23 protein-coding genes and 2 tRNA genes are annotated in these 25,450 nt (G+C 55.8%); 8 read left to right on the forward strand and 17 right to left on the reverse strand.

The window, feature by feature from the left end:
- Window positions 1–12: 12 nt before the first annotated feature.
- Both I6L58_RS02890 and cydH read right to left on the reverse strand, forming a co-directional pair.
- Window positions 13–1,179 (reverse strand): MFS transporter, encoded by a 1,167-nt coding sequence (locus I6L58_RS02890; protein ID WP_058608942.1) that lies wholly within the window; start codon window positions 1,177–1,179, stop codon window positions 13–15.
- A 165-nt stretch (window positions 1,180–1,344) separates the two neighbouring features.
- Window positions 1,345–1,434: a cytochrome bd-I oxidase subunit CydH gene (gene cydH / locus I6L58_RS02895; protein ID WP_042319665.1), complete on the reverse strand. Its 90-nt coding sequence runs from the start codon at window positions 1,432–1,434 to the stop codon at window positions 1,345–1,347.
- Between the two features lie 297 nt (window positions 1,435–1,731).
- Here cydH and purR point away from each other — a divergent pair, with 297 nt between their 5' ends.
- The gene (purR, locus tag I6L58_RS02900) at window positions 1,732–2,757 is read left to right on the forward strand and encodes an HTH-type transcriptional repressor PurR (RefSeq protein ID WP_006174930.1); all 1,026 of its coding nucleotides are present in this window, start codon (window positions 1,732–1,734) and stop codon (window positions 2,755–2,757) included.
- A gap of 16 nt (window positions 2,758–2,773) precedes the next feature.
- Here the strand turns inward: purR and punR are convergent, their stop codons facing one another.
- Window positions 2,774–3,685: a DNA-binding transcriptional activator PunR gene (gene punR / locus I6L58_RS02905; RefSeq protein ID WP_088207416.1), complete on the reverse strand. Its 912-nt coding sequence runs from the start codon at window positions 3,683–3,685 to the stop codon at window positions 2,774–2,776.
- A gap of 114 nt (window positions 3,686–3,799) precedes the next feature.
- Here punR and punC point away from each other — a divergent pair, with 114 nt between their 5' ends.
- Both punC and cfa read left to right on the forward strand, forming a co-directional pair.
- Complete coding sequence (gene punC / locus I6L58_RS02910; protein WP_088207417.1) at window positions 3,800–4,999, forward strand: purine nucleoside transporter PunC; 1,200 nt, start codon at window positions 3,800–3,802, stop codon at window positions 4,997–4,999.
- A gap of 298 nt (window positions 5,000–5,297) precedes the next feature.
- Window positions 5,298–6,446 (forward strand): cyclopropane fatty acyl phospholipid synthase, encoded by a 1,149-nt coding sequence (cfa, locus tag I6L58_RS02915; RefSeq protein WP_058608945.1) that lies wholly within the window; start codon window positions 5,298–5,300, stop codon window positions 6,444–6,446.
- A gap of 30 nt (window positions 6,447–6,476) precedes the next feature.
- Here the strand turns inward: cfa and I6L58_RS02920 are convergent, their stop codons facing one another.
- Window positions 6,477–7,118, reverse strand: a complete 642-nt coding sequence (locus tag I6L58_RS02920) for a riboflavin synthase (protein ID WP_006174926.1) — start codon at window positions 7,116–7,118, stop codon at window positions 6,477–6,479.
- 225 nt (window positions 7,119–7,343) lie between these two features.
- Here I6L58_RS02920 and mdtK point away from each other — a divergent pair, with 225 nt between their 5' ends.
- The 3 genes from mdtK (at window position 7,344) to I6L58_RS02935 (ending at window position 9,028) form a co-directional block, all read left to right on the forward strand.
- The gene (gene mdtK, locus I6L58_RS02925) at window positions 7,344–8,717 is read left to right on the forward strand and encodes an MdtK family multidrug efflux MATE transporter (protein WP_058608946.1); all 1,374 of its coding nucleotides are present in this window, start codon (window positions 7,344–7,346) and stop codon (window positions 8,715–8,717) included.
- A 153-nt stretch (window positions 8,718–8,870) separates the two neighbouring features.
- Window positions 8,871–8,947 (forward strand) — tRNA-Val (locus I6L58_RS02930).
- Between the two features lie 4 nt (window positions 8,948–8,951).
- Window positions 8,952–9,028: transfer RNA gene (locus tag I6L58_RS02935), tRNA-Val, on the forward strand.
- 258 nt (window positions 9,029–9,286) lie between these two features.
- On the opposite strand, the gene I6L58_RS02940 is transcribed toward I6L58_RS02935, so the two are convergent.
- The 9 genes from I6L58_RS02940 to glgS form a co-directional block, all read right to left on the reverse strand.
- Window positions 9,287–10,429, reverse strand: coding sequence for a GH116 family glycosyl hydrolase (locus I6L58_RS02940; protein WP_088207418.1), 1,143 nt, complete (start codon window positions 10,427–10,429; stop codon window positions 9,287–9,289).
- Window positions 10,430–10,474: 45 nt separating this feature from the next.
- On the reverse strand, window positions 10,475–11,908 hold the full coding sequence (locus tag I6L58_RS02945; RefSeq protein ID WP_088207419.1) for a GH116 family glycosyl-hydrolase: 1,434 nt from the start codon (window positions 11,906–11,908) through the stop codon (window positions 10,475–10,477).
- Window positions 11,908–13,284, reverse strand: a complete 1,377-nt coding sequence (locus I6L58_RS02950) for an MFS transporter (protein WP_088207420.1) — start codon at window positions 13,282–13,284, stop codon at window positions 11,908–11,910. Before I6L58_RS02950 ends, I6L58_RS02945 begins: the two co-directional genes overlap by 1 nt.
- A 340-nt stretch (window positions 13,285–13,624) precedes the next feature.
- Window positions 13,625–14,629 carry a fimbrial protein gene (locus tag I6L58_RS02955; RefSeq protein ID WP_176399405.1) on the reverse strand — a complete coding sequence of 335 codons (1,005 nt, stop codon included), beginning with the start codon at window positions 14,627–14,629 and terminating at the stop codon, window positions 13,625–13,627.
- The gene (locus tag I6L58_RS02960; protein ID WP_088207422.1) at window positions 14,626–17,127 is read right to left on the reverse strand and encodes a fimbria/pilus outer membrane usher protein; all 2,502 of its coding nucleotides are present in this window, start codon (window positions 17,125–17,127) and stop codon (window positions 14,626–14,628) included. The genes I6L58_RS02955 and I6L58_RS02960 overlap by 4 nt, the downstream gene beginning before the upstream one ends.
- 11 nt (window positions 17,128–17,138) lie before the next feature.
- The gene (locus I6L58_RS02965) at window positions 17,139–17,819 is read right to left on the reverse strand and encodes a fimbrial biogenesis chaperone (RefSeq protein ID WP_088207423.1); all 681 of its coding nucleotides are present in this window, start codon (window positions 17,817–17,819) and stop codon (window positions 17,139–17,141) included.
- 100 nt (window positions 17,820–17,919) lie between these two features.
- Window positions 17,920–18,432, reverse strand: a complete 513-nt coding sequence (locus I6L58_RS02970) for a fimbrial protein (protein ID WP_088207424.1) — start codon at window positions 18,430–18,432, stop codon at window positions 17,920–17,922.
- Window positions 18,433–18,798: 366 nt separating this feature from the next.
- Window positions 18,799–19,389, reverse strand: a complete 591-nt coding sequence (locus I6L58_RS02975) for a tyrosine-type DNA invertase (RefSeq protein WP_088207425.1) — start codon at window positions 19,387–19,389, stop codon at window positions 18,799–18,801.
- A gap of 315 nt (window positions 19,390–19,704) precedes the next feature.
- Window positions 19,705–19,905 (reverse strand): cell surface composition regulator GlgS, encoded by a 201-nt coding sequence (glgS, locus tag I6L58_RS02980; protein WP_088207426.1) that lies wholly within the window; start codon window positions 19,903–19,905, stop codon window positions 19,705–19,707.
- Window positions 19,906–20,149: 244 nt separating this feature from the next.
- Here glgS and I6L58_RS02985 point away from each other — a divergent pair, with 244 nt between their 5' ends.
- A complete protein-coding gene (locus I6L58_RS02985) occupies window positions 20,150–21,745 on the forward strand; it encodes an FAD-NAD(P)-binding protein (protein ID WP_088207427.1) in 1,596 nt (531 codons plus the stop codon).
- 28 nt (window positions 21,746–21,773) lie between these two features.
- Here the strand turns inward: I6L58_RS02985 and I6L58_RS02990 are convergent, their stop codons facing one another.
- Both I6L58_RS02990 and I6L58_RS02995 read right to left on the reverse strand, forming a co-directional pair.
- Complete coding sequence (locus tag I6L58_RS02990) at window positions 21,774–22,409, reverse strand: carbonic anhydrase (RefSeq protein WP_088207428.1); 636 nt, start codon at window positions 22,407–22,409, stop codon at window positions 21,774–21,776.
- Between the two features lie 71 nt (window positions 22,410–22,480).
- Entirely contained in the window at window positions 22,481–23,263 is a 783-nt protein-coding gene (locus tag I6L58_RS02995) for an MBL fold metallo-hydrolase (protein WP_088207429.1), read from the reverse strand.
- Window positions 23,264–23,388: 125 nt separating this feature from the next.
- Here I6L58_RS02995 and I6L58_RS03000 point away from each other — a divergent pair, with 125 nt between their 5' ends.
- Window positions 23,389–23,529, forward strand: a complete 141-nt coding sequence (locus tag I6L58_RS03000; RefSeq protein ID WP_003857665.1) for a hypothetical protein — start codon at window positions 23,389–23,391, stop codon at window positions 23,527–23,529.
- A 48-nt stretch (window positions 23,530–23,577) separates the two neighbouring features.
- Here I6L58_RS03000 and I6L58_RS03005 read toward each other — a convergent pair whose 3' ends face one another.
- Both I6L58_RS03005 and fumD read right to left on the reverse strand, forming a co-directional pair.
- Window positions 23,578–24,984: a DUF1996 domain-containing protein gene (locus I6L58_RS03005; protein ID WP_088207901.1), complete on the reverse strand. Its 1,407-nt coding sequence runs from the start codon at window positions 24,982–24,984 to the stop codon at window positions 23,578–23,580.
- Between the two features lie 173 nt (window positions 24,985–25,157).
- Window positions 25,158–25,367, reverse strand: coding sequence for a fumarate hydratase FumD (fumD, locus tag I6L58_RS03010; protein WP_014831602.1), 210 nt, complete (start codon window positions 25,365–25,367; stop codon window positions 25,158–25,160).
- Window positions 25,368–25,450: the final 83 nt, after the last annotated feature.

Below are 25,450 nucleotides of genomic sequence, written 5' to 3' on the forward strand. Positions count from 1 at the left end.
TCTGCGTTTTTTCTATTTTGCAGCGCAGGCCGCTTCAGGCTGTTTTCGCCCGGACATCAGTACAAGCAGCAGGCCAAGCCCGGCCACAATTGCCCCCATCACGGGGACAAAGCCGTAACCCAGACCACCCGAGATCACCGCACCGCCCGCCGCAGCGCCCAGCGCATTCCCCAGGTTGAATGCCCCGATATTGACGGAAGATGAGAGCCCCGGCGCCTCATGAGCAACACGCATCACGCGCATTTGCAGTGGCGGTACCACGGCAAAGGTCGCCGCCCCCCAGACCACCATCGCAATCGCCGCCCCCACTTCAGTGCGCGCCAGCCACGGGATGGCCACCATAATCACAATCAGCAGGGTTAAAAAGCCTTTCAGCGTGCCGGTAACGGAACGGTCTGCCAGCTTCCCGCCAAGGTAATTGCCAATCGAGAAGCCCACGCCAATCAGCACCAGCATCGCGGTAATAAAGATCGGCGTAGCGTGAGTGATCTCATGCAGCACCGGTGAAATATAGGTATAGAGGGTAAACATCGCCCCGGCGCCCAGCACGGTGGTCAATAGCGCGGAAAGAACCTGAGGGCGCACCAGCACCGACAGCTCTTTGCGTACATCAGGGCGTTCTCCGGCGCTGCCCTTCGGCAGGGAGAAGAACAGTGCGGCCATCGCCACAACCCCAAGTGCGGCGGTGGCGAGGAACGACATGCGCCAGCCGATGACTTCACCGAGCCAGGTCGCCGCCGGTACGCCGCCAATATTGGCGATCGTCAGGCCCATAAACATGGTGGCGACCGCGCTGGCCTGCTTGTGTTTGGGAACCACGCTGGCGGCAACGACTGATCCCAGCCCGAAGAAAGCACCGTGGTTGAGGCTGGTCAGAATACGCGACAGCATCAGGGTGGTGTAGTCAGGCGAAATTGCGGAGAGCACATTGCCAAGCGTGAAGATCGCCATCAGGAAAATCAGCGCATTGCGACGCGCGCGGTGCGAGAGCAGCAGCGTCATCAGGGGTGCCCCCACCATCACGCCGATCGCATAGGCGCTGATCAGCATACCAGCCGCCGGTATTGAGACGTCTACGCCCCGCGCGATAACGGGCAGCAAGCCCATCGGGGAGAATTCAGTGGTGCCAATCCCAAAAGCGCCAATCGCCAGGGCCAGCAAGGGGAAATTGATTTTCATGCGTTAACTCCGGATGCCGTGTCGCGTCGTGACACAGAACAATGAAGCCAAAAGCATGACATCAATCACAAAAAATGAGAAGTTTACATTTTGGCAAAAGATTTTTGCCAGAGGGGTAACAATCAGGCGAGGATGTGGAGGGAGACGCCTCTCCCTCCGCGTGAATCAGTGCAGCGCAGCCGTTAAACCACCGGCCACAATCAATGCCAGCACAATAACGGTGGTAACCAGCGAAAACTTCAGATCGGAACTCATCAATTTTTCTCCTTTTAATCACCCCACGAAAAGTGAGCTTGCTCATTTTTACACAGTTCAGGTCAAAAATCTTCCTGGTTTTAACCTGATATCCACTTTTGCTCTTCCCCTTTTCATCAAGATAGGACAAAATTCCACGCTAAATTTATTAGCGTACCGGCCATTGACCCCCTCCTGACGTCCTGTGTCGTTTTCCCGGCGTGTCGCAATTCAAGATTGCGTAATAAGGGTGAGAGAAGGCAAACGTTTACCTTCATGATTATCAGGAGCTTAGGATATGGTCTGGAGTGACATTTAATGGCAACAATAAAAGACGTAGCAAAACGCGCAAACGTTTCCACTACAACCGTATCACATGTTATTAACAAAACTCGCTTTGTTGCTGAAGAGACGCGCAATGCCGTCTGGGCGGCGATCAAAGAGCTGCACTACTCCCCGAGTGCGGTAGCGCGTAGCCTCAAAGTGAATCACACCAAATCGATCGGTTTGCTGGCGACCAGTAGCGAAGCGGCCTATTTCGCAGAAATTATCGAAGCGGTCGAAAAAAACTGCTTTCAGAAAGGCTATACCCTGATTCTGGGCAACGCCTGGAACAACATTGAAAAACAGCGTGCCTATCTTTCAATGATGGCGCAAAAGCGCGTCGACGGCCTGCTGGTGATGTGTTCAGAATACCCGGAATCGGTGCTTTCCATGCTGGAAGAGTACCGTCACATCCCGATGGTGGTGATGGACTGGGGCGAAGCGCGCGCCGATTTCACCGACTCCGTGATTGATAACGCTTTTGAAGGCGGCTATATGGCGGGTCGTTATCTGGTAGAACGCGGGCATCGCGAGATTGGAGTTATTCCCGGCCCGCTTGAGCGCAACACCGGCGCAGGGCGTCTGGCTGGCTTTATGAAAGCGATGGAAGAAGCACTGATCACCGTGCCGGAAAACTGGATTGTGCAGGGCGACTTCGAGCCAGAATCGGGCTATCGCGCCATGCAGCAGATCGTCTCCCAGCAGCCTCGCCCGACCGCCGTCTTCTGCGGGGGCGATATTATGGCAATGGGTGCGCTCTGTGCGGCGGATGAACTGGGTCTGCGCGTGCCGCAGGACATTTCCGTGATCGGGTATGACAACGTGCGTAACGCCCGTTTCTTCACCCCGGCGCTGACCACCATCCACCAGCCGAAAGATTCGCTGGGCGAAACCGCTTTCAACATGCTGATGGACAGGATCGTTAACAAGCGTGAAGAATCGCAGTCTATTGAAGTCCACCCGCGTCTTGTTGAGCGCCGTTCCGTTGCGGATGGCCCTTTCCGCGACTACCGTCGCTAATGGTTAACGGGGCCAGCTACGCTGGCGCCCGTAGCCACTCCCGGTTCAGCGTTTCGCTGTCTCCCAGATAATCCAGCAGCCAGGCCATGGCAGGCGATACGTCGTTCTGCTGCCAGGTGAGGCAACAGGCTGCATCCGGGAACGGGTTTTCCAGCTGCAGGGCAACCCATTCTCCGCTGTCGATCCTCGGACGTGCAAAGTGGACGGGCACCATCGCCACGCACAGGCCCGCCGTCAGGCAGGTGGCAGACGACTCCCAGTCAGGTGCCACCACGCGCCGCTGGTTGTCCAGCAGCCAGGTGATGCGTTTGGGCAACGAACGCGAGGTATCTTCCAGCACCAGCGACGGCCAGTTGCGCAGCGTGTCGTCACTCAGCGGCCCTTCCAGCGCGGCCAGAGGATGATGGCGGGCGACCACGCAGGTCCAGCTCAGCATGCCCATATCCCGAAAAGCGTAACGTCCCCCAACGGGAATAGCCTGCGTCGCGCCGATAGCCATCTCAACCCTGCCGTCCGCCAGCGCATCCCAGACGCCGTTGAACACCTCCTGCGATACCCGCAACTCAACGTCCGAGAAATGGCGATAGAAATCCACGATCATCTGCCGTGTGCGTTCGGGCTTCACAATGTTGTCTACCGCAATGGAGAGATGGCCCCGCCAGCCATTGGCGATCTGTTGGCACTGCTCGCGGGTGATCTGCATTTTTTTGATGACAGAACGTCCCTCCTTGAGAAACCACGCCCCAGCAGGCGTTAACACCACGTCGCGGTGCCGACGCTCAAACAGCGGCACCGCCAGCCACTCCTCCAACTGGCGCACGGTATAACTGACTGCAGAGGGAACCCGATGCAGTTCCTGCGCGGCGCCGGTAAAACTGCCGTTACGCGCCACGGCGTCTACCACTTCAAGAGAATAATCAGACCACATTTTCTGCCTGCAAAAAATTTGAATGCACTTACCAAATATTAGCGTTTCACAAGCCGCTTTGCACTCCCTACACTCTGCGCCAATTAACACCTGCCTCCTCAGGAGAAAAAAACAATGCAACCCAGGAACGGATTTTTAGTCTGGCTCGGCGGCTTAAGCGTGCTTGGCTTTCTGGCAACCGATATGTACCTCCCTGCTTTCGCCGCGATGCAGGAAGATTTGCAGACGCCTGCCGCCGCCATCAGCGCCAGCCTGAGCTTATTCCTTGCGGGCTTCGCCATCGCACAGCTGATGTGGGGGCCGCTCTCTGACCGCTTTGGCCGCAAGCCGGTGCTGTTACTCGGCCTTGCGATTTTTGCCGTAGGCTGTCTGGGGATGCTGTGGGTACGTGATGCCACCTGGCTGCTGGTGCTGCGCTTTATTCAGGCGGTGGGCGTATGCGCGGCAGCGGTCACCTGGCAGGCGCTGGTGACCGACTACTACCCGGCCTCACGCACAAACCGGATCTTCGCTACCATCATGCCGCTGGTCGGCCTGTCGCCGGCCCTTGCTCCGCTACTGGGCAGCTGGATCCTCGCCCATTTCGACTGGCAGGCGATTTTCGCCACGCTGTTTGCCATTACGCTGGTGCTGATGCTGCCCGCCTTTGCGCTTAAGCCGGCCCATAAAAAAGCCACGCACGCCGATGCGAAGCCCATCACCTTTATCTCCCTGCTGCGCACCAAAGCGTATCGCGGTAACGTCCTGATTTACGCCGCATGCTCTGCGAGCTTCTTCGCCTGGCTCACCGGCTCACCTTTTATCCTCCACGATATGGGCTATAGCCCGGCGGCCATCGGTCTGAGCTACGTTCCGCAAACTATCGCCTTCCTGGTGGGCGGCTACGGCTGTCGTGCGGCCCTGCAGAAATGGGACGGACAACAGATGCTGCCCTGGCTGCTGGCGCTCTACACCCTGAGCGTGGTAGGCACCTGGGCTGTCGGTTTCATTCCGGGCGTGGGGCTTGCAGAAATTTTGATTCCTTTCTGCGTGATGGCCGTCGCCAACGGCGCAATCTATCCAATCGTGGTGGCGCAGGCGTTGCGTCCGTTCCCACAGGCCACCGGCCGCGCGGCGGCGCTGCAAAATACCCTGCAGCTGGGGTTATGTTTCCTCGCAAGCCTCGTGGTTTCCGCGCTGATCGTTACCCCGCTGCTCACCACCACCAGCGTGATGCTGTTTACCGCTGTGCTGGCCGTCATCGGATATCGCATACAGTCTTCTGCCTACCGTGAGCAGGCCAGCCGCGCGCAGGCAGACGCCTCCCAGGCATAATCGCATGGGAAATTATGTTGCATATCAGTGATTAGGTTGCTAAGAATTTTCTATTGAATCACCAAATTTTGAGGCCTATACTAAATTTGGTTCGATAAATACGATAAATATTAAGTGTTAACGGGAGCCGGAGTGCTCCCGTTTTACCATGGAAGGCATTTCGGCAAGGGTTATCTCCCTTCCTCTGTTCTACGTCGGATACTAGCCTCGCGGGCATTTACCGTGAGATTTCTCACAAACCATAAAAAGCGTCTACGCTGTTTGAAGGTTCTGATCACAGCAAGGTGATGGAGAAGCTATGAGTTCATCGTGTATAGAAGAAGTCAGCGTTCCGGACGACAACTGGTCCCGGATCGCCAGTGAACTGTTGAGTCGTGCGGGCATCACTATTAACGGGTCCTCCCCTTACGACCCTCAGGTCAAACATCCCGACTTTTTTAAACGCGTCCTGCAGGAGGGATCGTTAGGCCTGGGCGAAAGCTATATGGATGGATGGTGGGATTGCGAGCGGCTGGATATCTTTTTCACCCGCGTTTTACGCGCGGGGCTGGAGAACCAGCTCCCTCGTCACGTTAAAGACACGCTGCGCATCGCCTCCGCCCGCCTGTTCAACCTCCAGAGTAAAAAACGGGCATGGATCGTTGGCAAAGAACATTACGATCTTGGCAACGACCTGTTCAGCCGTATGCTCGACCCCTTCATGCAATATTCCTGCGGCTACTGGAAAAAGGCGACCACGCTTGAAGAGGCGCAGCAGGACAAATTGCGCTTAATCTGTGAAAAACTGCAGCTTGAACCCGGCATGCGCGTACTGGATATCGGCTGCGGCTGGGGTGGTCTGGCGTACTTTATGGCGAAGCATTATGGCGTCAGCGTTGTCGGCGTCACCATCTCTGCCGAACAGCAAAAAATGGCGCAGGAACGCTGCCAGGGTCTGGATGTCGATATTCGTCTGCAGGATTATCGCGATCTTAATGAGCAATTCGATCGAATCGTCTCGGTCGGAATGTTTGAGCACGTAGGGCCGAAAAACTATAAGACCTACTTTACGGTAGCCGATCGTAACCTGAAGCCGGACGGTATCTTCCTGCTGCATACCATTGGCTCAAAGCGGACCGACAACAACGTTGACCCGTGGATCAATAAATACATCTTTCCGAATGGCTGTTTGCCCTCTGTACGCCAGATAGCCAATGCCAGTGAATCTCACTTTATCGTGGAAGACTGGCACAACTTTGGCGCAGATTACGACACCACGTTAATGGCATGGCACGAACGCTTCCAGGCGGCCTGGCCGGAGATTGCCGACAACTATTCCGAACGGTTCAAAAGGATGTTCAGTTATTATCTGAATGCCTGCGCAGGGGCATTCCGGGCGCGTGATATTCAGCTGTGGCAGGTGGTCTTTAGCCGCGGTATTGAACACGGCCTGCGGGTGGCTCGCTAAAAAAATAACCCCGGAAGCCCGGGGTTATTTTTATTCTTCGTCAATCGCTTTTATTATCGCCGCTTCCTTTGCCGCCAGTACGCGCTCAACGGTATCGACGACCGCCTGGGTTTGCGGATCAATTTCGATATTCACGCGATGCCCCAGTTTTTTTGCGCCCAGCGTCGTACGCTGCAGCGTCTCCGGAATTAAATGCACGCAAAAACGCGTCGGCGTGACCTCACCCACCGTCAGACTGATCCCATCAATGCCAATAAACCCTTTGTACAGGATGTATTTCATTAATGCCGGGTCCTGCACTTTAAACCAGATTTGACGGTTATTTTCCGAGGTAATGATTTTGGCGACCTCGGCCGTGGTCATGATGTGGCCTGACATCAGATGCCCGCCAATCTCATCGCTGAACTTCGCGGCACGCTCAACGTTTACGGTATCCCCTACCGCCAGCTCGCCGAGATTGGTAATCCGCAATGTTTCTTTCATTAAATCAAAGCTGATGTGATTACCATTAATTTCTGTGACGGTCAGGCAGCAGCCGTTATGCGCAATCGACGCACCGGTTTCGATGCCGTCGAGCATATATTCCGGCAGCTCAACAACGTGAGTACGAAAATTGGGTTTTTCATCAATAGACACCACTTTAGCGGTGCCCTGGACAATACCAGTAAACATGCCTGTAACTCCTGTTTTTTCCGGACGGTGGTGACACCGTTTAATCCCAACACAATAACAGTTGGAAAAACAGGTTGCCAGCAGTGTGCTTTTTCTGGCTATTTTTTCACTAGATAATTAGGTAAACCCCGCTACAATAGCTGGCATCCCCCTGCATTTTCTTTTTGCTGCCCGTTATGGCGGCTTTTTTAGTCTCTCAAATAACAACAATTCAAAGGTGTTCACGTGCAGAAGTACATGATTGAAGCGCGTCAGTTATTGGCACTGGCTATCCCGGTGATCGTCGCGCAGGTTGCCCAGACAGCAATGGGATTTGTCGATACGGTGATGGCCGGTGGCTATAGCGCCACCGATATGGCCGCCGTGGCTATCGGGACCTCAATTTGGCTTCCCGCGATCCTTTTCGGCCACGGACTGCTGCTGGCGCTGACCCCGGTGATCGCGCAGCTGAACGGTTCAGGCCGCCGCGACCGTGTGGCGCACCAGGTTCGCCAGGGGTTCTGGCTGGCCGGTTTCGTCTCGGTGCTGATCATGGTGGTGCTCTGGAACGCGGGGCATATCATTCGCGCGATGCAGAATATTGACCCCGCTCTGGCCGATAAAGCCGTCGGATATCTGCGCGCGTTACTTTGGGGTGCTCCGGGCTATCTCTTTTTCCAGGTCGCGCGTAACCAGTGTGAAGGGCTGGCGAAAACCAAGCCCGGCATGGTGATGGGCTTTATCGGCCTGCTGGTGAATATTCCGGTGAACTACATCTTTATTTATGGCCACTTCGGGATGCCTGAGCTCGGCGGCGTCGGCTGTGGCGTCGCAACCGCGGCGGTGTATTGGGTGATGTTCTTTAGCATGCTCACCTTCATTAAGAGGGCGCGCTCGATGCGTGATATCCGTAACGAGCAGGCATTCAGCACCCCGGACTGGCACGTGGTAACCCGCCTCATCCAGCTCGGCCTGCCCATTGCCCTGGCGTTGTTCTTCGAAGTCACCCTCTTTGCGGTCGTTGCCCTGCTGGTTTCACCGCTCGGGATCGTAGACGTTGCCGGGCACCAGATTGCGCTGAACTTCAGCTCCCTGATGTTCGTTCTGCCTATGTCGCTGGCCGCCGCCGTGACCATTCGGGTGGGCTTCCGTCTGGGACAAGGTTCCACGCTTGATGCGCAAACCGCCGCACGAACCGGGCTGGGCGTTGGCGTCTGTATGGCCGCCTGTACGGCGCTCTTTACCGTGGCGCTGCGTGAGCAAATCGCCCTGCTCTATAACGACAACCCAGAAGTGGTTATGCTTGCGTCTCATCTGATGCTGCTCGCGGCGATTTATCAACTATCCGACTCCATTCAGGTGATCGGCAGCGGCGTGCTGCGCGGATATAAAGACACGCGCTCGATCTTCTTTATCACCTTTATCGCCTATTGGGTGCTGGGTCTGCCGTGCGGCTACGTGCTGGCGTTAACCGATCTGGTGGTGGATCGCATGGGGCCTGCCGGGTTCTGGATGGGCTTTATCATCGGTCTGACCTCCGCAGCCATAATGATGATGTTGCGTATGCGCTTTCTGCAACGTCAGCCTTCGACGGTCATTTTGCAGCGCGCTGCACGATAAATCTCCGGTAGCCGCCCGCCGGCGGCTACTTTCTCCTCACTTTGCGCGGTAATGAAGCAATCGCGTGAAATCAGAGAGAAAAATGCATTTTCCCTCTTGCCACCTTGGGGCTGTGCCGCTAATATTCGTCCCCGTTGTCACCGACAACACGTTGCGTTCATAGCTCAGTTGGTTAGAGCACCACCTTGACATGGTGGGGGTCGTTGGTTCGAGTCCAATTGAACGCACCATTCTGCGTCTGTAGCTCAGTTGGTTAGAGCACCACCTTGACATGGTGGGGGTCGATGGTTCGAGTCCATTCAGACGCACCATTCTATTATCCCTCTGTAGTTCTCAAATTTTTAACCTGAAATCCTGCAATATCTTCAACGTAAACTGTTGCGTCGGATTAACGTATTTTTCCTTGCGTTTCCCATATCAGCCCAGACATGTTCAGGGGCAGCCAGCCCTTTTAAGTCTATTCAGAGTCTTGCAGGTTGAATGAGGGTAACGGTCAGGCCATTAACCAGAACATCAGGGTAAATGCAATGAATGCGGCGTTACCGCCGCATTGGCACACAATTCTGGCGTCAGCACAAAATATGCAGAACATCCCCTTCCGCCAGCATCGCGATGGCATCCAGCGTAATGCCGTCCACATCACTATACCGGTGGGATAACACCAGCGAGTTAAGCGCGCAGGATACGGGGGGCCGGGCAACGGGGACCTTCAACTGCTGAAGCGCAAGTTCGCCATATAAGACTCTCAGCGTCACGTCCTGCGCGCACAGATCCGCCGTTCCCCAGGCACTCCCAGTCGTCCAGAATAGCTGCTGTTCGCCGGGCTCGACCGGGTTAAGCGCCAACAATCGCTGCGGCGCAGAATAACGCAAACCACTCCATGCCAGCAGTAACCCAAAGCTGGAAAGCGAGCGGGCATAGTGACTGCCACACTCGAATTCATTCCAGGGATTACGCTTATACCCGTCATAACGGGTGCGGATCGAGCAGACGATATCCAGACCGGCCTGCACGCGCCCCTGGGCTATCATATGCGCGGCCGTCTGATATTCGAAGCCGGTCATCGTCTCCTGGGCATAGGGAACAGGAATACGCGGCGCCTCTGTCGGCCAGGCGCAGATCGCTACGCCCTGCTCATCATTAAGGGCGAAGATCCGGCACGGGTTAACGTGGTCGCGCATCCGGCGGAAGTTATATTTTTCAATCGCCCGTAGCGCGCTCCCAACCTCCTGCGGCGGAAAAATATCGTCCAGCAAACAAAGCTCGGCCAGCCACTGCCCCATCAACTGATCGATATGGCATCCGTCACCCAGCTGATATTTCAGCTGTTGGCTCTCGTTGTCCCAGTAAAAATCATAAACATCACCATGATCGTTATTCCACGTGATCTCCGCAGGCTGCCAGTAAGAGGCCAGTATTTCCCGGTCGGTTAAATCAATCCGCTGCTGATAATATTCGCCATTGAAGAGTGTCGATAGCTGGCTTCGGCCATTATCCAGCACGCTTTGCCACAGCGCCGCGTCTTTATCCTGCCCCAGTACTGTTGCTATTTGTACCCCAGCCGCCAGCGCCGCCAGATATAAACCGCTCAGCCAGGGATTGGGGCCGAACAACTCCATGTCCAGAGTATGATGCTGCCTGCCGGTAATCAGCCCCTGGCGAAGAGGGTCCCACCGATCTTCATTGTTCTCGTCCCACGCAAACCTAATCATGGCGCAAACGGCGGGCCATTTTTGCCACAGCCAGTTTTTGTCACCTCACAGTAGCCAGTCACGATAGATATTGATCACTTCGCCAAATTGACCGTCAACGCACGCGCGAAAATCGAAAGGCGCACTTCCCAACGGCAGCGCGAGACGAAAGCGCAGGCTGCCCGATTCGCGCAGGTTATATTGCTGATTGAGATCCCGCATGCTGCGCGACAAACGTGGGAACAGCCACGGTAGCGCCAGCGCATAGTTCCATACGTGAATACAGGAGCCTTCGCAGCAGCCCAGATCGTCCAGCGTACCTTCCCAGCCGTAAAAGCTGCCATCTTCCAGACGCAGGCAGGTGGGAGCATGAAGCACCGCCAGATTCGCCGATACCGCTTCTTTGACTACCGCAGGCAGCGTTGAGTGATGCAACGCCTGCTGAAAAGCCAGCGTCTGTGCTTTTAAGCGCCCGGCATTGTGCTCAACATAATCCAGGACATGGCTGGCGCTGGCAAATTTCACCGCATAATAATTGCGCCATCCCGGCTGCCCCTGCCAGTCCTCATATCGCAGGAGCTCGTGGGTCGCTTTATCATACCAACGGCGCCAGTAGTTGTAGCTAATGGGCATATACCAGCTCAGCAAAAAGCGCACCCGTCGGCGTTCCCCCGCTGCCAGATGAAAATGAGCGGCCAGTGAAGAGGTATCCTGAAAAGCAGCTGGCCGATCGTAGCGCCGGTTTTCCAGCCGCGGCGCGCGACAAAAGTCATGCCAGAAGACGCTTACGCTGTCGAACCAGCTTCCGCGATACCAGTTTTCCTGCCAGCTGACGTCCGTGGCATCCGTTGATAGCGCCATTTCGCCAAAGCATGGGTGGCTGGGGTCAACACGCTGTTGACCAAATTGTAGAGTGGGATAATGTCGCCCGGTGCAGTAGCGGTTTACCGTGTCGGCATCGGCTAAATCATTATGCAACGAACAACAAAGCGTAAAATCCAACGCCTCATCGGCCGTATTGATAACGTCCCACTCAAACCAGGCGACGGGTAATGACGAATCATCCTCATTGCCTGGGATAAATGGGTTGAATGCCAGTAACTGAACATCCGCCGGAAAATGCGGATCGCTAAATTGCAGGGTGGCGCAGGGAAATTCACCCTCAAATACCGTTCGCGAAAAATGAGGCATTCCCGCAAGGGCCTCTACCGCCGGACCTGTGCCATAACCGGTGTGCTGCTTGCGCAGTCGCTCGCGCACGTTGTAGCTGCCAGAAAGGGACTCCTGGTAATCGCCGTGCAGCACCCTTGCATCCACCAGTTCACCGGCACGCTCGGCTTTAATGGCAAAGTGCGTATACCCGTTGTGGCGTCCCTTGTCCGGGTGATTGTATATTTCCCAGTCGGTCAGGCGTCCATTGCCGGCAAGGCTGATATTTCCGCAGCCAATCCCACCCAGAGGAAAACGTATTTCTTTCGTTTTTTCATTTTGGTAACGCATCAGTTCGCCTCCTGCCCAACGTTTTGACTATCACGTAGCGCCAGTTCATGCGCCACGTCTTTATTTCTCTGTTCCGTCAGAGGATATACGCGCAAAATAAGAGGCGCGACCAACAGTAAAATTCCCGGTGCAATCGTAAAACTAATGTTAATCCCCAGAATGGTTTGCACACTTTGCCCGACGTTTGGCACATAGTGAATAAGGGCCAGAATATAGCCAGTAAGGGCGCCGCCAATCGCACCAGAGAGTTTTAGCTGAAACAGATTTAACGAAAAAACCATGCCCTCCACTCGCTGGTGGTTTTTATATTCATACCATGCGACGGTATCCGGTAGCATCGCACCCAAAATGACACCCAGCACGCCAAGAAAATAACCAGGCAGACTGTTCATGATAACCGCCGTCCATAAATTCAAATGCGAGGAGAAAAACAGCAGGCAACAAACCACCCCAAGGAGTAGCGACGATACAATACAGGCCCGCACTTTTCCTGCCAGAGATATCAGCCACGCACAGGAGAGCGCCCCCAGCAGAGCCAAAAAGGTAGAGATCCCCAGATAGGACGCCATTGCAGATTCGCTATGGAAGATATATTTGAAATAATACAGGCCAAAACCTACCCTGGCAGAAATAACGAAATTAAAGATAAACCAGAAAGACATTAATATGATAAGCGGTCGATTGTTTTTCAGCAACTCCAAATAGAGCCGAAAAGAATGAGATTCTTTCTTTTTCGTCACCACGATTTCTTTTGTATTAATAAAATTCACTAACGCGCAGATCAGAAAAAAAACGCCATAAACTACGCCGACCGCGCTCCACGAATGGGCAAGCAGCGCCAGTAGCGGCAGTGTAATCAGGCTGGCCAGCCACTGGCCACACATCGCCCCTACGCGTGTTGCCAGGACAACTTTATTACGGCTTACCGGATCGCGGGTAATTACTGTCGCCAGAGCCCAGTACGGCACATCAAAAGAGGTGTAGGACATGCTCAAGAGAAAGTAGGTTACATAGGCCCAGATAATGGTTGCGGTCATCGACATTTTGGGCACAGAAAATGTCGCAATGAGCGAAACCGCACAGGCTATTCCGCCAAACAATAGCCACGGACGAAACTTACCAAACCGGGTATGCGTATTATCAAATAACCATCCCCAGACTAAATCGGAAAAGGTATCCCAGATGCGGGTAACTAAGAAAATCGTTGCCACCGTCGCCGCAGGAATTCCCACGCTGTCAGTGTAATAGATCATCAGAAAGGTGACGATCATAACAAAAATAAAATTATCAGCAATCCCACCTAACATATAACTTAGAATGGTTTTATAACTTAATTCGTTCCCTGATTTACTGGCAGACAAAGCACATTCACTCATAACTCCTCCAATAACATTCCATTACATTTATTTTCATTCAGAATTAAAAGCGATCACCATTTAATTCCGATGTCAGTGTAAAACCCGAAAATATCGCGTAAACGGTGCTGTACAATATTGTGACCGCCGTCGATTATTTCAGGAGAAATCACTGCGACGGGAAGTTGATTGAATGGATAAAAATGACCGAATGAGGAAAGAAGTCATTTAAACGGGCAGAAATTAAGGTACGTTTGTCGTCAATAACGTGGGCCTGGGCGGTTATCTGCTGATGTATGCATGCTAAAGAGGACGCGTGGCGCGTCCTCTTTCATTATGGTGCACAAAACCGGGTCCTGCGCTATTTATAGGTCAGCGTAAAGGTCGCCGTGGCGTTGGCCGTGCCTGCCGTTATCGCCGACGTGGTCTGGTAGTAGCGCGCCTTAAGCTGTACCGTCTCAGATCCTCCGTACGACGAGGTGTAGTAGTACCTGCTCTGACCAAACTGCACCGCGCTGTCATCCGGTGTAAAGTAGAGCTGCACGCCCACCCCCGTTGCGGCCATATCACCCGGCGCGCTGTCCAGTTTTATCACGCCCGCAGCACTGGACGGATCCTGAGTGGCGTCAATCTGGACGTTGATACGGGCACTTTTGTCGCAGTCCAGTCTGATCACGAACGTCTGCCAGCCGGTGGTTGAGCCCGGTCCGGAGAACTCAGCCTTTTTATGCTGGCCTAACTCGACGCTGACATCGGGCGTCGTGACTGCACAGGCAATCGTATCAATTTGCCCGCCGGAAAAGGTGATCGGCAGTTCCGTTGACCACTGCCCGTTCTCCCGGGTACCGGCAATAAAACGCCCGGGTGAACCACTCAGCGCACCGGGGGTAATGTCACCGGTTTTAATCAGGCGGACCCGCGCCTGATCGTTGATCGAGGGATGGTAACCCGTACTGTGGCTAATCTGGAGCGTGAACACCTGCGACTGTCCGCTGGCAATACCGCTCCAGCTCTCCGGTAACGGTGTACTGTCCACGGAGTTGCGACCTTCAAACACATACCCCACGCCCGGCACGTTGGTCTTGAAAACCGCCTCACCGTTCCAGGTGATGCTGGCTTTCGCGCCCGTGTTTTTGATACCGGCAACGATGGCGTATTGCGGGGTGCCATCATAATTACAGTCCTGATAGGCTACGCCCTGGTTGGACATCAGCCAGTCGCTGATGGGCTGCCCCACCGTCGCGTCCCGCTGGACAATCACCGTGCCGGGGCTGATTGAAAAACTTCCTGTAGCCGTACAAAACGCCCACGATGTCTGGCAGAAAGCGATGCCCACCAGCAGAATAATTATGCGCCATACCGTCATTTCACTGTCTCCTGGCATTCCTGGGTCACCGTGATCACCGGTGGCTGGTTTTCCTGTTCCGGCAGTCGGTAATGCACCGCGCACTGCTGTACCCCGTTCCAGTTCACCGCAATCTCGCCTTCCTGCGGTACGCCGGTGAGGTACACCTGGCCGTCATCACCCACGATCCCGCTGCCGCCCTCTTTGAGCTTCGCCTGTGCGCCAAACGGCACCGGCAGCCCGCGGTAATACAGCGTCATCAGCACGCGCCGCCCGACGCGGGTGTTGAAGTCGGCCATCACCACCGCGCCCTGCGTTGGCGTCACCGTCTGCACGGCGGTGTCGATATCCACCTCGTCGCCGAGCGTGCTGGTATCCAGCGCGATACGGTTTTTCTTGTACGGGTTGACGTACGGCACCACCGCATAGCCGCGCCAGTCGGTATAGACCCCGGTATTGTTCTGCACCTTCGTGTCATCCGCGCCGGGCGCGTTGACAATCGCCAGCGACTGGCCGAGCGGCTGGGACAGCGTGATGCCGTGCGGATGGGCGACAATGCCGCCTCTCAGGCCGTAGTTGACCTGCTGCGTGTCGTCGTCGTAGTTGTAGCCGCCGGTGATTTCACCCTGTCCGCCTTTGTAGTCGGCGCTGATATTGCCGGAGCCGCCCACGCCGTGGTTGGTGTAGCTCTGCTGGAGGCTGTAGCTCAGGTTGTTATCGGCAAGCGCCGTGCCGTTCAGCCCCACCTGCTGGCGGGTGTCGCCATGTTTCGCGGTGTTGACGCTGTAGCTCACCCAGGCATTCGGCATAAAGCGGCTGAGTGGCACCTGGACGTTGAACGCCAGCTGCTGGTCGGCGGGCTGAGTGCTCTCCGGGTAGTCGCTGTAGCTGTACGTCACGCTGTAGCTGATGCCGTCGATGTTGCCGTTCCAGCCAGTGCTCAGAGTGCGTTCATAGCCGTCCTCCTGCCAGTAATCCTGCTGGTAGCCGGAAACAAAAAACGAGCCGTAGCTACCGATACTCTGGCTGAGGTCAAGCTGAAGGCGCTGACGTTTGTTGTACGTCATCCGCCAGCCGTCGTCGCTGTCTGCCCGCAGGTCGTTCGCCTCCTGGAAGGTGTAAAACCCGGCGGTGGAGTAGCGGTAGGCTGCCAGCGTAAAGCTGGTGTCGGTGGTCTGAAAATCTTTCGAGTACTGCACCCGGTACGACTGGCCGTTGTGGCTGTCGTCGTTATTCAGCGTGGTATGCGCGGCGGTGATATCGGCGGAAAGCGAGCCGAGTTCACCGAGGCCAAAACCCAGTCCCGCCGCCCCGGACTGATAGTCCTGCGAATAGAGTGTGCCGCCATAAAGGGTGATGGCATACGGCAGGCCGTAAATCGCCGTGACCTGGCCGAACTCCGGTTCATCGCTGTCGTCGTTGCCGCTGCGGTATTTCCCGGCGGTGAGGGCATATTTCAGGCGGCCTTCACGCTGCATGATCGGCACCGCCGAGAACGGCTGGACGAAGGTGCGCTCGCTGCCGTCAGCCTCTTTGATGGTCACTTCCAGGTTGCCGCTGCCGGAGGTCGGGTAGAGGTCGCTGATGGTGAACGCGCCGGGGGCAACGTAGCTCTGGTAGATGATGTAGCCGTTTTGCTTAATGGTCACCTGGGCACTGGACTGGGCGATGCCGCGGATAATCGGGGCGAACCCGCGCAGGCTGTCCGGCAGCATATTGTCGTCAGAGGCCAGTTGCGCGCCACGAAACTGGACGCTGTCGAAGATATCCGACGGCGTGTAGCTGTCGCCGAGCGTCAGCTGTCCCTTCAGGCGCTGAATATCCCGCTGAAGGTATGTGTTCACCGAGTCCCAGTGGCTGCCGCTGTCCTCGTCGTAGTTCCAGGTCGAATAGTTGCGCAGCCGCCACGCGCCGAGGTTGATACCGCTTTGCAGGTTGGCGTAGTAGTTATCGTCCGAACCGTTTTCCCCGTCGCGCCAGGTGTTGCTGCCGCTGAGGTTGTAGTTCAGCAGCGCGGCGGGCACGCCTTCGTCCCACTCGGACGGGTCCACCCAGCCACGCGCGCTGGCATTCATCGCCGCCTGCGGAATACTGACGTTAAGCTGGAGTTTGCTGAAGCGCAGGTCGGTGGCGGCCATCGGGATAAAGCGGCCAATGTCGTCCAGAGGCTTATCCAGCGGCAACGCCGCCAGCGCGGGGAAGACGTCGGTTTTCACGCCCCAGGCTTTCAGCATGGCGGGCGTTATCTGCGCGGTGAGCTTTTTATCCGGCCCGGCGACAAAGGCAATGTCCTGCGCTTCTCCCTGTTTTTCGCTGTTCACATACACCGTCACCCGGTAGGTGCCGGGAAGCTGACCGTCGGATTCGGCAAAGGCCGACAAATCCGCGACCGGCTGGCCGGGGTTATCAATTTCCAGCGCGTGGGTGTTGAAGACCTCACGGGCCTCGGCACTGCGCAAACAGTGTGCCTGAAGCAGCGTCAGCAGGATAATCATCAGACGTGGCGTCGTGTTGTTCATCACGTCCTCCTTCACAGCGTACGACTTTCGGTCTGGCTGATGCCGCCGTAGTCGCTGATGGCCTGCCAGGTCACGCGGGATGCGCGCGCGGACGGTAGCGTGAAGCTGGCACTGCCTTTGGGCGGCACCATATCCGCCTCTTTGATCTCCTGCCCGTCAACCTTCAGGGTGAACAGCGTGACGTAATACGGCGTGGGGTTACTGACGGTAAGATGATTGCCGCTGCGGGCGACGCTCAGCTGGTGATACGCGCTCTCCGGTTGTCCTTCCAGCCCGGCCGGTCGGAAAAACAGCTTCAGGCGCGACTTGACCACAACCTGCAGCACGTTGGTGCGCGGCCTGCTGTCGTCGGTGGCGGGGATCGATTTCACGTTCAGCCAGAACACCGACTCCCGGTCCTGCGGCAGGTTGCCCCCGGTGCGCACAATGCGCAGCATGTTCTCTTCATCGGGATTGATGCGAAACAGCGGTGGGGTGACGATGAACGGCGCTTTGCCGCCCTGCTCGCCGCTGTCCACCCAGCTTTGCACCAGATAGACGCCCGATTTCTCCGGGTTACGCACCGAAGCGGCCGTCTCTTTTTTATCCCCGTCATAAATCACGCGCGTCCCGCCAATCACAATCCCGGCCTGCGCCTGCACGCTCAGGAAAGCGAGCACCAGCGCCAGCATCACGTCTGCATACCTGTTCATCTTCTTATTCTCCGGACAAAAAATACGCATCCCTGCGAAACGTTCCCTGTTATGCGGCGGCGCATGGGTAGGAGTGGATGCGCCCCGCGACGTCACAGCCTTATTTGTAATTAATGGTGAACTGCGAGGTACCGTTGGCTGTCCCGGTGGTCACCGCGGTGCCGGTGGAAACATACCGGGCGACGAAGTCCAGGGAATTGGTGCCCTCTGCGAGGGTGTAATCCGCTGATGCCGAGTGCAGGGGAATGGCGGTCCCGTTTTTATCAGCGATTTCAATACCGACGCCGGTCGCGATCCCGGTACCGCTGTCCAGCGCCAGCAGGTTTTGATTAACGCCATCTGACGTCCCGTCAAACTTGACGTTCGCCCCGGTAACGGTGTCCGGGCAGTCGCTCAGGCTAAGGGTAAAGCGCGTCGGGGAGGCTTTCATGCCGGCCGCACCGTTCAGTACGGTTTGCGCCACATTGCCCAAATCGACGTTCATATTTTGCGAACCGCTGTCCACGGTACAGGTCTGGTCAGTGATGCTGCCGGTAAAGTGGATGGTGCCATCGGCAGCGACCGCACCTGCGGCCACCAGTAATAAACACGCGCTTAACATCGTTTTTTTCATACATTTCTCCTTGGTGAACGATCACGCAGGTCTCGACCCTGCTTCACTCCGGCGGCGAAAAAATCACCATAAGACTTTCCCGTTAGTGCCAGAGTGGTGAGTTCAGGAGAAAATATGGAGAAGGATGAAAAGGGGAAATAAAATATCAGCAGGCGGGCGTTCTGACTGTTGTCACGGCATAAAACCGTAAGGCGGTGAGCATGTGAAAACTGGCAACGTGAATAACGCAAGCACGTTGCCAGCGGTAACCAGAGGAAGCAACATAGGCTTTACATGTAATGTTGGTTTAAAATCAGCAAGATAGTCCGTTATCAAAAGGGGCCTCAGAAAAATTTTGACACTGCGCTAAATTTTTCTGATACTACTTTACATTCTGGCACTAATTGTGGGGTTTTCTCTCATCGTCCCCCAGACATTCATAAATCTTTGTGTATTCGTCGCCGTATAAATCACCGTATGCCGGATGTTCCGGTGCCCCAGATAATCCTGTATCAATCGGGTATCCCGCCCCAAATCTGCCAGCGCATAACCGCAACCGTGTCTTAGCATATGCGGATAGGCGGCAATACTGACACCCGCCAGTTCGCCATAACGTTTGAGTAACAATCTCACCTGATGACGTGACAGCGCGCCGCCCTTTTGCGACAGGAACAGCCAGTCTGAATCTGCATCCCGCCAGCGGTTACGGACCGCCAGCCAGCGCATAAGCGCAGGCAGTTCGGCATCAAACAGCGGATGCTGCGTCGAGAGGCTGTTTTTCAGTCGCCGGACATAGACCGAACGCCCAACCAGATCGAGATCGGACAGGCGCATTCCGCACAGCTCGCTGACCCGCAGGCCGTGTAAGTAGCACATCTGAATAAGGCAATAATCGCGCTCAAAATGGATACCTCTGTCCGCTGCAAGCAGTATCTGTCCCACTTCATGGCGAGTGAGATGCTTTCGTTTTTCAGGCATTCGCCTTTGCTCCTTATTAAAATAATAATGAAAAAAAACAGGCCAGAACTGCCTACACAGTCCTGGCCTGAGCCAGAGAATACCATCAGAATCGCTAATCGGGTGATGACGCAGAACTCAACATTTTTTACGAGCAGTCGACTGTTTATGCAGTGAACGTCATGACAAAACGCCGCGTCTGGCAGACGAAATCTCTGTTGCCGAACGGGGTGAAACAGACGTGGCCGGGGTTATCTGCAGCGCCGGAGAAGGGCCATATTTAGTCAATCAGACCCTGAAAAGCACAACGGGCCGTTAAGCCCGTTGCCGTCAAAGTTAGCGCAGTTCTTTTATCCTCGCCCGCTCGGCCTGCATTCGATAAAGTTCGTATCGCTCCCGGAACCATGCTTGTTGTTCATCACTCATATTGCCGGTCACGGCAGCAACATCAATCTCCTGGCCCAGGGCGTGCATACGGGCAAAACTGCGTGCCAGAAAATCAAAATTCTTCAGTGCGTATATTTCTTGTCGGTTCATCGCATATCCCTCCAGTCATTGAATTTGCTGTTCAAGGTCATATGCTTTTCTGATTTCAGTATCCGCCCGGGAAAGATCGTTTTTTGAGCAATGCGTGCGCCTTTGCTTGCCCGCCCTCTCATTTCCGGAATGCTTTACAAAGGCTATCGACACGCATGCTGTTCGGAATAATACGTCTCTCTCATTTTTATCCCTTTCTCCTGCTACGCTTTTCCTATAACAAAAAAACGCAGGAAGGATGTCGATGAAGAAGATCGCGATTATAGGCGCGGGGCCTACCGGTATTTACACTTTTTATTCACTTCTCAGGAGTCAAACCCCTCTCGCTGTCACCGTGTTTGAAAAAGCAGACCAGGCTGGTGTGGGCATGCCCTACAGCGACGAGGACAATTCGCGGCTGATGTTGGCTAATATCGCCAGTATCGAGATCCCGCCGCTCTTTATAACCTACCTGGACTGGCTCAGGACGCAAAGCCAGACACATCTCACACGCTACGGCGTGGATAAATCGACGCTGCATGAACGACAGTTTTTGCCGCGCATTCTGCTGGGCGAGTACTTTCGCGACCGCTTTTTAGCCATTGTGCAAGAAGCGCAGCGCCGCGGATTCGATGTCCAGGTGCATGAATCCGCCCCGGTTACCGACCTTGATGTCCGGGAAGACGGCGTGACCCTCTGCGTCAATGACGCCCCCTTTGACGATAAATTTGATCTCGCGGTTATCGCCACCGGCCACGTCTGGCCCGAAGACGATGAAGCATCAAAAACATTCTTCCCGAGCCCGTGGTCGGGCCTGATGGACGCCAAAATTCCGCCCTGCCGTGTCGGGATTATGGGCACCTCGCTCAGCGGGCTGGATGCGGCCATGGCGGTGGTGATCCAGCATGGACGCTTTGTTGACGACAGGTTTGAGCTGGACGACAAAAGCCAGGATCTGAAAATTGTGCTGATGTCGCGCACGGGCATTCTGCCCGAGGCGGATTTTTACTGCCCTATCCCCTATGAACCGCTGTCGATCCTGACCGACGCGGCTGCCGACGCCGAAATCGCAAAAGGCCCGGAGGGATTGCTCGACCGGATTTTTGCCCTGATGGTCAGGGAACTTGAACAGGCCGACCCGCAGTGGAGCGAGGCGATTGCCCTGAATACGCTGGATCCCGATACTGTTTTTGATGCCTGGTTCGCCGATCGCAAACGTCACGATCCCTTCTCGTGGGCGGAGGATAACCTTCGCGAGGTAGAGCGAAACAAACGCGATAAACGCACCGTTGCCTGGCGCTACACCGTCCTGCGGCTGCATGAGGTGGTTCAGGAAGTGGTGCATCATCTGGATGACCGGGACGCAGAACGATTCAAGCGGGGGCTGGCGCGGGTGTTTATTGATAATTATGCAGCCATCCCCTCTCAGTCGATTCGCAGGCTGCTGGCCCTTCGGGAAGCGGGGATCATCAGCGTGCTGGCGCTTGGCGAGGATTACGACCTGGATATCGGGAGCGATCAAACCGCCATCAGAACCGGCGAGACCACCTACCGCTTCGACGTGTTCATTGATGCTCGCGGGCAAAAGCCCCTCAAAACGAAGGATCTGCCCTTCCCTTCGCTGCGCAAACAGCTGCTGGCAACGGGGGATGAGATACCGGACGTTGGAGAGGACTATACCCTGCGCGCGCCCGAGGCACTACGCGGGCGGATTGCGTTTGGAGCGATACCGTGGCTCATGCACGACCATCCCTTTGTTCAGGGGCTGGCAGAAAGCGCAGAGATGGGTGAAGCGATGGCAAAAGCGGTGTCGCAACCGGCAGTGCGATCGCGCAAGAAATTGCAGTTTGTAGAGAACTAACAGGGCTTCCGTGCCCTTTGATGGCTGATTACTCGAAGAATACGCTCGGGTTTTCAGACAATGACACGAAGGTTTTGGTGTCTTTATCAAGGGCACGAATATCGCCGCTCTCGATATCATACACCCAGCCGTGCAGGCGAATGGCGTTGTTGCGCAGCCCGACCGCCACCGACGGGTGGGTTTTGATGTTGCTCAGCTGGGCAAAGACGTTTTCCTGCACCATCGCGTTCACTTTATCGATCGGGCGCTCCCAGCTTTTCTTCTCGACGACCGCTTTAGCGGCATCGGAATAGCGCAGCCAGTGCGAAACGGCAGGCATTGGCTCCAGGTTGGCGTTATCGGCAATCGCCTTCATTGCACCACAGTTGGAGTGACCGCAGATCACGATGTCGGTTACGCCCAGCGCCACAACTGCATACTCAATCGTGGCAGACACGCCGCCAGGCTCTGGCCCGAACGGCGGCACGATGTTGCCAGCATTACGAATGACAAAAAGCTGTCCCGGCTCTTGCTGCGTAACCAGTTCCGGGACCAGACGGCTGTCGGAGCAAGAGATGAACAGCGCTTTGGGATTCTGACTGGACGCTAAACTGCGGAAGAGCTCTTTACGTTGCGGGAAAATCTCTTTTTGAAAGCTGAGAAAACCTTCAATGATATGTTGCATAGCCATTTCTCTTTTATCTGTTTTAGTTTAGGTATGATCGCGATCACACTCGTAAAGTTAACCACCGCGCTTTAGTCCAGACAAGCAATATATTTCTGGCCCGACCGCTGCACAATCTCATCCGCTTTCGCCAGTACGTTCTGCCCTTCAAACGCGCCATAAAGACGCTGATAACGTTTGCCCATCAGCCGGTCCGTCACCTGCGCTACGGTTGCAGCAGGCAGCGGAAGCATGTTGGGGTAGCTCCACATAAACGAGACGGCGGTTTGACCTGGGGTGACCTGAAGAATGTCTCCGGCCAGTAAAACCCCGTCGCCGTCCTGCCAGTGCAGCACCGTGCCCCCGGCAAAGTGTCCGCCAAGGCGCAGAAGCGTGACCGACGGCGCGATCTCCAGCGCGTCGCCTTCCCAGAAGTGGAGCGCCGGGCTGTCGCGCATTACCCATTCGCGGTCGCTGGCATGGAGATAAACCGGGGCATCAAAGGCCTCGGCCCAGTCCTGCATCGTCGTGTAGTAATGAGGATGCGAGATCGCGATGGCGCTGATGCCGCCGAGCGCCGTGACCAGCGATCGGGTAGCCGGATCAAGGTTCGCGATGCAATCCCAGAGAATATTGCCGTGGGCGGTCCGCAACAGGAATGCCCGCTGGCTGATGGCAAATGCCGGAACGGTTTTCAGGGCCAGCAACTGCGGCTCCAGCTGCTGCCATTTGTTGGTGTGCGTTGCGGTGACGCTGTCAAAATCCATCCATGCCTGCCCGGTAGCCGGAACGTACTGGCGTTCATCTTCGCAAATCGGGCATCTGTCAGGCTGGCGATCGTAAGAGGTGCCGCAGGTTTTACAGAGCGTAATCATCAGGTTTCCTCAGCGATAAACCACTGAGTATGGCAGGGATTATTCTTATGTGCTGCACGGTACATTGCAGGCGCATTTTGCCCTATACTCTGCCAGTATCAAAAACTGAACCAGGCAGGTGTCCTATGGAAATTGATCTCGATAACTTAGTGTTTAACGGGCTGGATGAAGCAGAAGAGCGTAACGCGGAACGTCTTGATGACGCGGACAAAAAGGCCCAGGCGATTGTCGCCGACGATGACTGCGGCGACGCCTGCAAGATCTGATGAGAAAGCACCGGTGACCCGGTGCTTTTTTTATTATCGTTTCATCCCTTAATTTTCAGGGACATGCTTGAATCCGCTCAGCATTAACATGATGCTCTCGTCCGACGAGGCCGGCTGGAACTGATAGTGATTCCCCTGCCGATCGCCCCCGATATACCATGAAATTTCCGTTTTGCCTTCGGCCAGCGCCTTGCGTACGGCTTTGTCCACATCGACCATGCGATACTCGCGCGAATGGTTTAGATAGAGCACGGCATCAGACCGGTAGTTACACGCCGGGCGCGAGGTCCAGCGCACGGTGGCCGGATCCCAGTCGTTGCTGGCCGGGTAGAAGAAGATCTGATCGGCACCGTTGGTCTCAACCTTCCCGCCGAAGATCCGCACGCGATACTTGAACTGCGAGGCGTCCTGGCCTGCTGGCAGCGGTGGGATTTTAAATTTCACCAGCGACAGGGTTTCGGCGTTGCGGGTGCGCCCGCCGTTCTGCCAGTTATCCTGAACCAGTAGCACCTGCGGCGCAGGCTGGGACGCGTCAGGCTCCTGACTGCTAAGCCAGACGTTCGCTTTCGGTATGGAATAGCCGTAAGGCACGGTGGTACCGCAGTCCATTCCCCGGTTCATACACCGGTCAGTCATAAAACGCGCCCCCTCTTCGGTCCAGCCGTTCATAAAGTCGGCATGGGCCGTGTACAGGCTGCCCCAGCGCTCCTCACGCTCGTTACCGTGCATGATCGGATCCATAGACAATTGCACTTTTGTGGTGTCCAGGGAGGTGATGGTCGGGAGTACCCAGGCCACGTTCATATTGACGGTGGGGATCTTCACCGGGAACCCGCTCGGGCAGGCGCCTTTGATGTCGTAGGTGGCATTCGCGAGACCGTGAACCGGCTTCAGGTTGACGCCATCCCAGCAGTTCGGAAACTGTATGCCAATATTAAACTGTACCGCATCCTTCGCTTTACGCAGGCCGCACGTTTCCCCCACCTTGTTGCTGTAGCCTTTGCCGTTCGCGCAAAGGAACGTGATGTGTGGGTTGGGCGCCGCGCCGTGGTGGTCTCCCGCCAGCAGCGACAGCCCCGCCGGGAAAGGTGAAAGCGGCCAGGTATCGACGTGTGAGGCCTGATAGTAGGTTTTTTGGTAGGCCGGTTTCACCACCGTGCCGTCCGGCAGGCGCAGCGACGGCACCCAGTAGGCCGAGCTGTCGGCTTTGTTATCGCAGGTTGTCTCTTCGTGCTGGCGCAGCGTTTCACGGGTAGAGGCCGCGTCGGTATGCCTGTTGCCAAAGAAGTCGTGCAGCATGGCCTGGTTGGGCATGCCGTACATCATGATCGCATCGTCGCCGAGCGTGTGGGAATAACTGCACTCCACGTGCGCCTGGGGGGCAGCATGAGCGGCGTGCATGGCAAACAGTAAAGCGGGGGCAGAAAGGGCTGTAGTGAGCGTGGTCCGTTTCATCATTTTCTCCATGAAATGAAAGGACCTATTGGTAACAAAAGCCGCCTGATTCACCGAGCGATTCACCGCCCGTTTTTCCGCGCCAAAGTGCTTTACACGGGCGTTTTAGCCCAGTTCAGGGCCAGGTTGCGCGCGGTGCCGTTGAGCGTGCGGGAACCACGCCGGGACAAACCTCAGCCGGCCAGGGCTTTCACCACTGTTTCCATCGCCTGGGTGGTCAGTTCGCTGCGTTTCACGCGCTGGTTCGCGAGTGCGGTACGCAGCACGCCGGCAATCACAATATGCTTCGGCTCCTGGCCCAGATCGCGCATCTCAAGAACGACCTTCCCCACCACCCGGCACATCTCCTGATACAGCGCTTCGTCTTTGGTCACATTGCCCATCGTCATCACTCCGTTGCCCTAAACGGCCAGCTTAAATGATTCATCGGCTGGATACAAAAAAAGCCCGGCGAGACGTTCACCGG

Source organism: Enterobacter cancerogenus (genome assembly GCF_019047785.1).
In the GTDB taxonomy this organism is placed as follows: Bacteria; Pseudomonadota; Gammaproteobacteria; order Enterobacterales; family Enterobacteriaceae; genus Enterobacter; species Enterobacter cancerogenus.

What these genes read in the sequence shown, in the direction of transcription:
- I6L58_RS02890 (WP_058608942.1), bottom strand. Translation starts at nt 1,179, where the DNA reads ATGAAAATCAATTTCCCCTTGCTGGCCCTGGCGATTGGCGCTTTTGGG.
- cydH (WP_042319665.1), bottom strand. Translation starts at nt 1,434, where the DNA reads ATGAGTTCCGATCTGAAGTTTTCGCTGGTTACCACCGTTATTGTGCTG.
- purR (WP_006174930.1), top strand. Translation starts at nt 1,732, where the DNA reads ATGGCAACAATAAAAGACGTAGCAAAACGCGCAAACGTTTCCACTACA.
- punR (WP_088207416.1), bottom strand. Translation starts at nt 3,685, where the DNA reads ATGTGGTCTGATTATTCTCTTGAAGTGGTAGACGCCGTGGCGCGTAAC.
- punC (WP_088207417.1), top strand. Translation starts at nt 3,800, where the DNA reads ATGCAACCCAGGAACGGATTTTTAGTCTGGCTCGGCGGCTTAAGCGTG.
- cfa (WP_058608945.1), top strand. Translation starts at nt 5,298, where the DNA reads ATGAGTTCATCGTGTATAGAAGAAGTCAGCGTTCCGGACGACAACTGG.
- I6L58_RS02920 (WP_006174926.1), bottom strand. Translation starts at nt 7,118, where the DNA reads ATGTTTACTGGTATTGTCCAGGGCACCGCTAAAGTGGTGTCTATTGAT.
- I6L58_RS02940 (WP_088207418.1), bottom strand. Translation starts at nt 10,429, where the DNA reads ATGATTAGGTTTGCGTGGGACGAGAACAATGAAGATCGGTGGGACCCT.
- I6L58_RS02945 (WP_088207419.1), bottom strand. Translation starts at nt 11,908, where the DNA reads ATGCGTTACCAAAATGAAAAAACGAAAGAAATACGTTTTCCTCTGGGT.
- I6L58_RS02950 (WP_088207420.1), bottom strand. Translation starts at nt 13,284, where the DNA reads ATGAGTGAATGTGCTTTGTCTGCCAGTAAATCAGGGAACGAATTAAGT.
- I6L58_RS02955 (WP_176399405.1), bottom strand. Translation starts at nt 14,629, where the DNA reads ATGACGGTATGGCGCATAATTATTCTGCTGGTGGGCATCGCTTTCTGC.
- I6L58_RS02960 (WP_088207422.1), bottom strand. Translation starts at nt 17,127, where the DNA reads ATGAACAACACGACGCCACGTCTGATGATTATCCTGCTGACGCTGCTT.
- I6L58_RS02965 (WP_088207423.1), bottom strand. Translation starts at nt 17,819, where the DNA reads ATGAACAGGTATGCAGACGTGATGCTGGCGCTGGTGCTCGCTTTCCTG.
- I6L58_RS02970 (WP_088207424.1), bottom strand. Translation starts at nt 18,432, where the DNA reads ATGAAAAAAACGATGTTAAGCGCGTGTTTATTACTGGTGGCCGCAGGT.
- I6L58_RS02975 (WP_088207425.1), bottom strand. Translation starts at nt 19,389, where the DNA reads ATGCCTGAAAAACGAAAGCATCTCACTCGCCATGAAGTGGGACAGATA.
- glgS (WP_088207426.1), bottom strand. Translation starts at nt 19,905, where the DNA reads ATGAACCGACAAGAAATATACGCACTGAAGAATTTTGATTTTCTGGCA.
- I6L58_RS02985 (WP_088207427.1), top strand. Translation starts at nt 20,150, where the DNA reads ATGAAGAAGATCGCGATTATAGGCGCGGGGCCTACCGGTATTTACACT.
- I6L58_RS02990 (WP_088207428.1), bottom strand. Translation starts at nt 22,409, where the DNA reads ATGCAACATATCATTGAAGGTTTTCTCAGCTTTCAAAAAGAGATTTTC.
- I6L58_RS02995 (WP_088207429.1), bottom strand. Translation starts at nt 23,263, where the DNA reads ATGATTACGCTCTGTAAAACCTGCGGCACCTCTTACGATCGCCAGCCT.
- I6L58_RS03000 (WP_003857665.1), top strand. Translation starts at nt 23,389, where the DNA reads ATGGAAATTGATCTCGATAACTTAGTGTTTAACGGGCTGGATGAAGCA.
- I6L58_RS03005 (WP_088207901.1), bottom strand. Translation starts at nt 24,984, where the DNA reads ATGAAACGGACCACGCTCACTACAGCCCTTTCTGCCCCCGCTTTACTG.
- fumD (WP_014831602.1), bottom strand. Translation starts at nt 25,367, where the DNA reads ATGGGCAATGTGACCAAAGACGAAGCGCTGTATCAGGAGATGTGCCGG.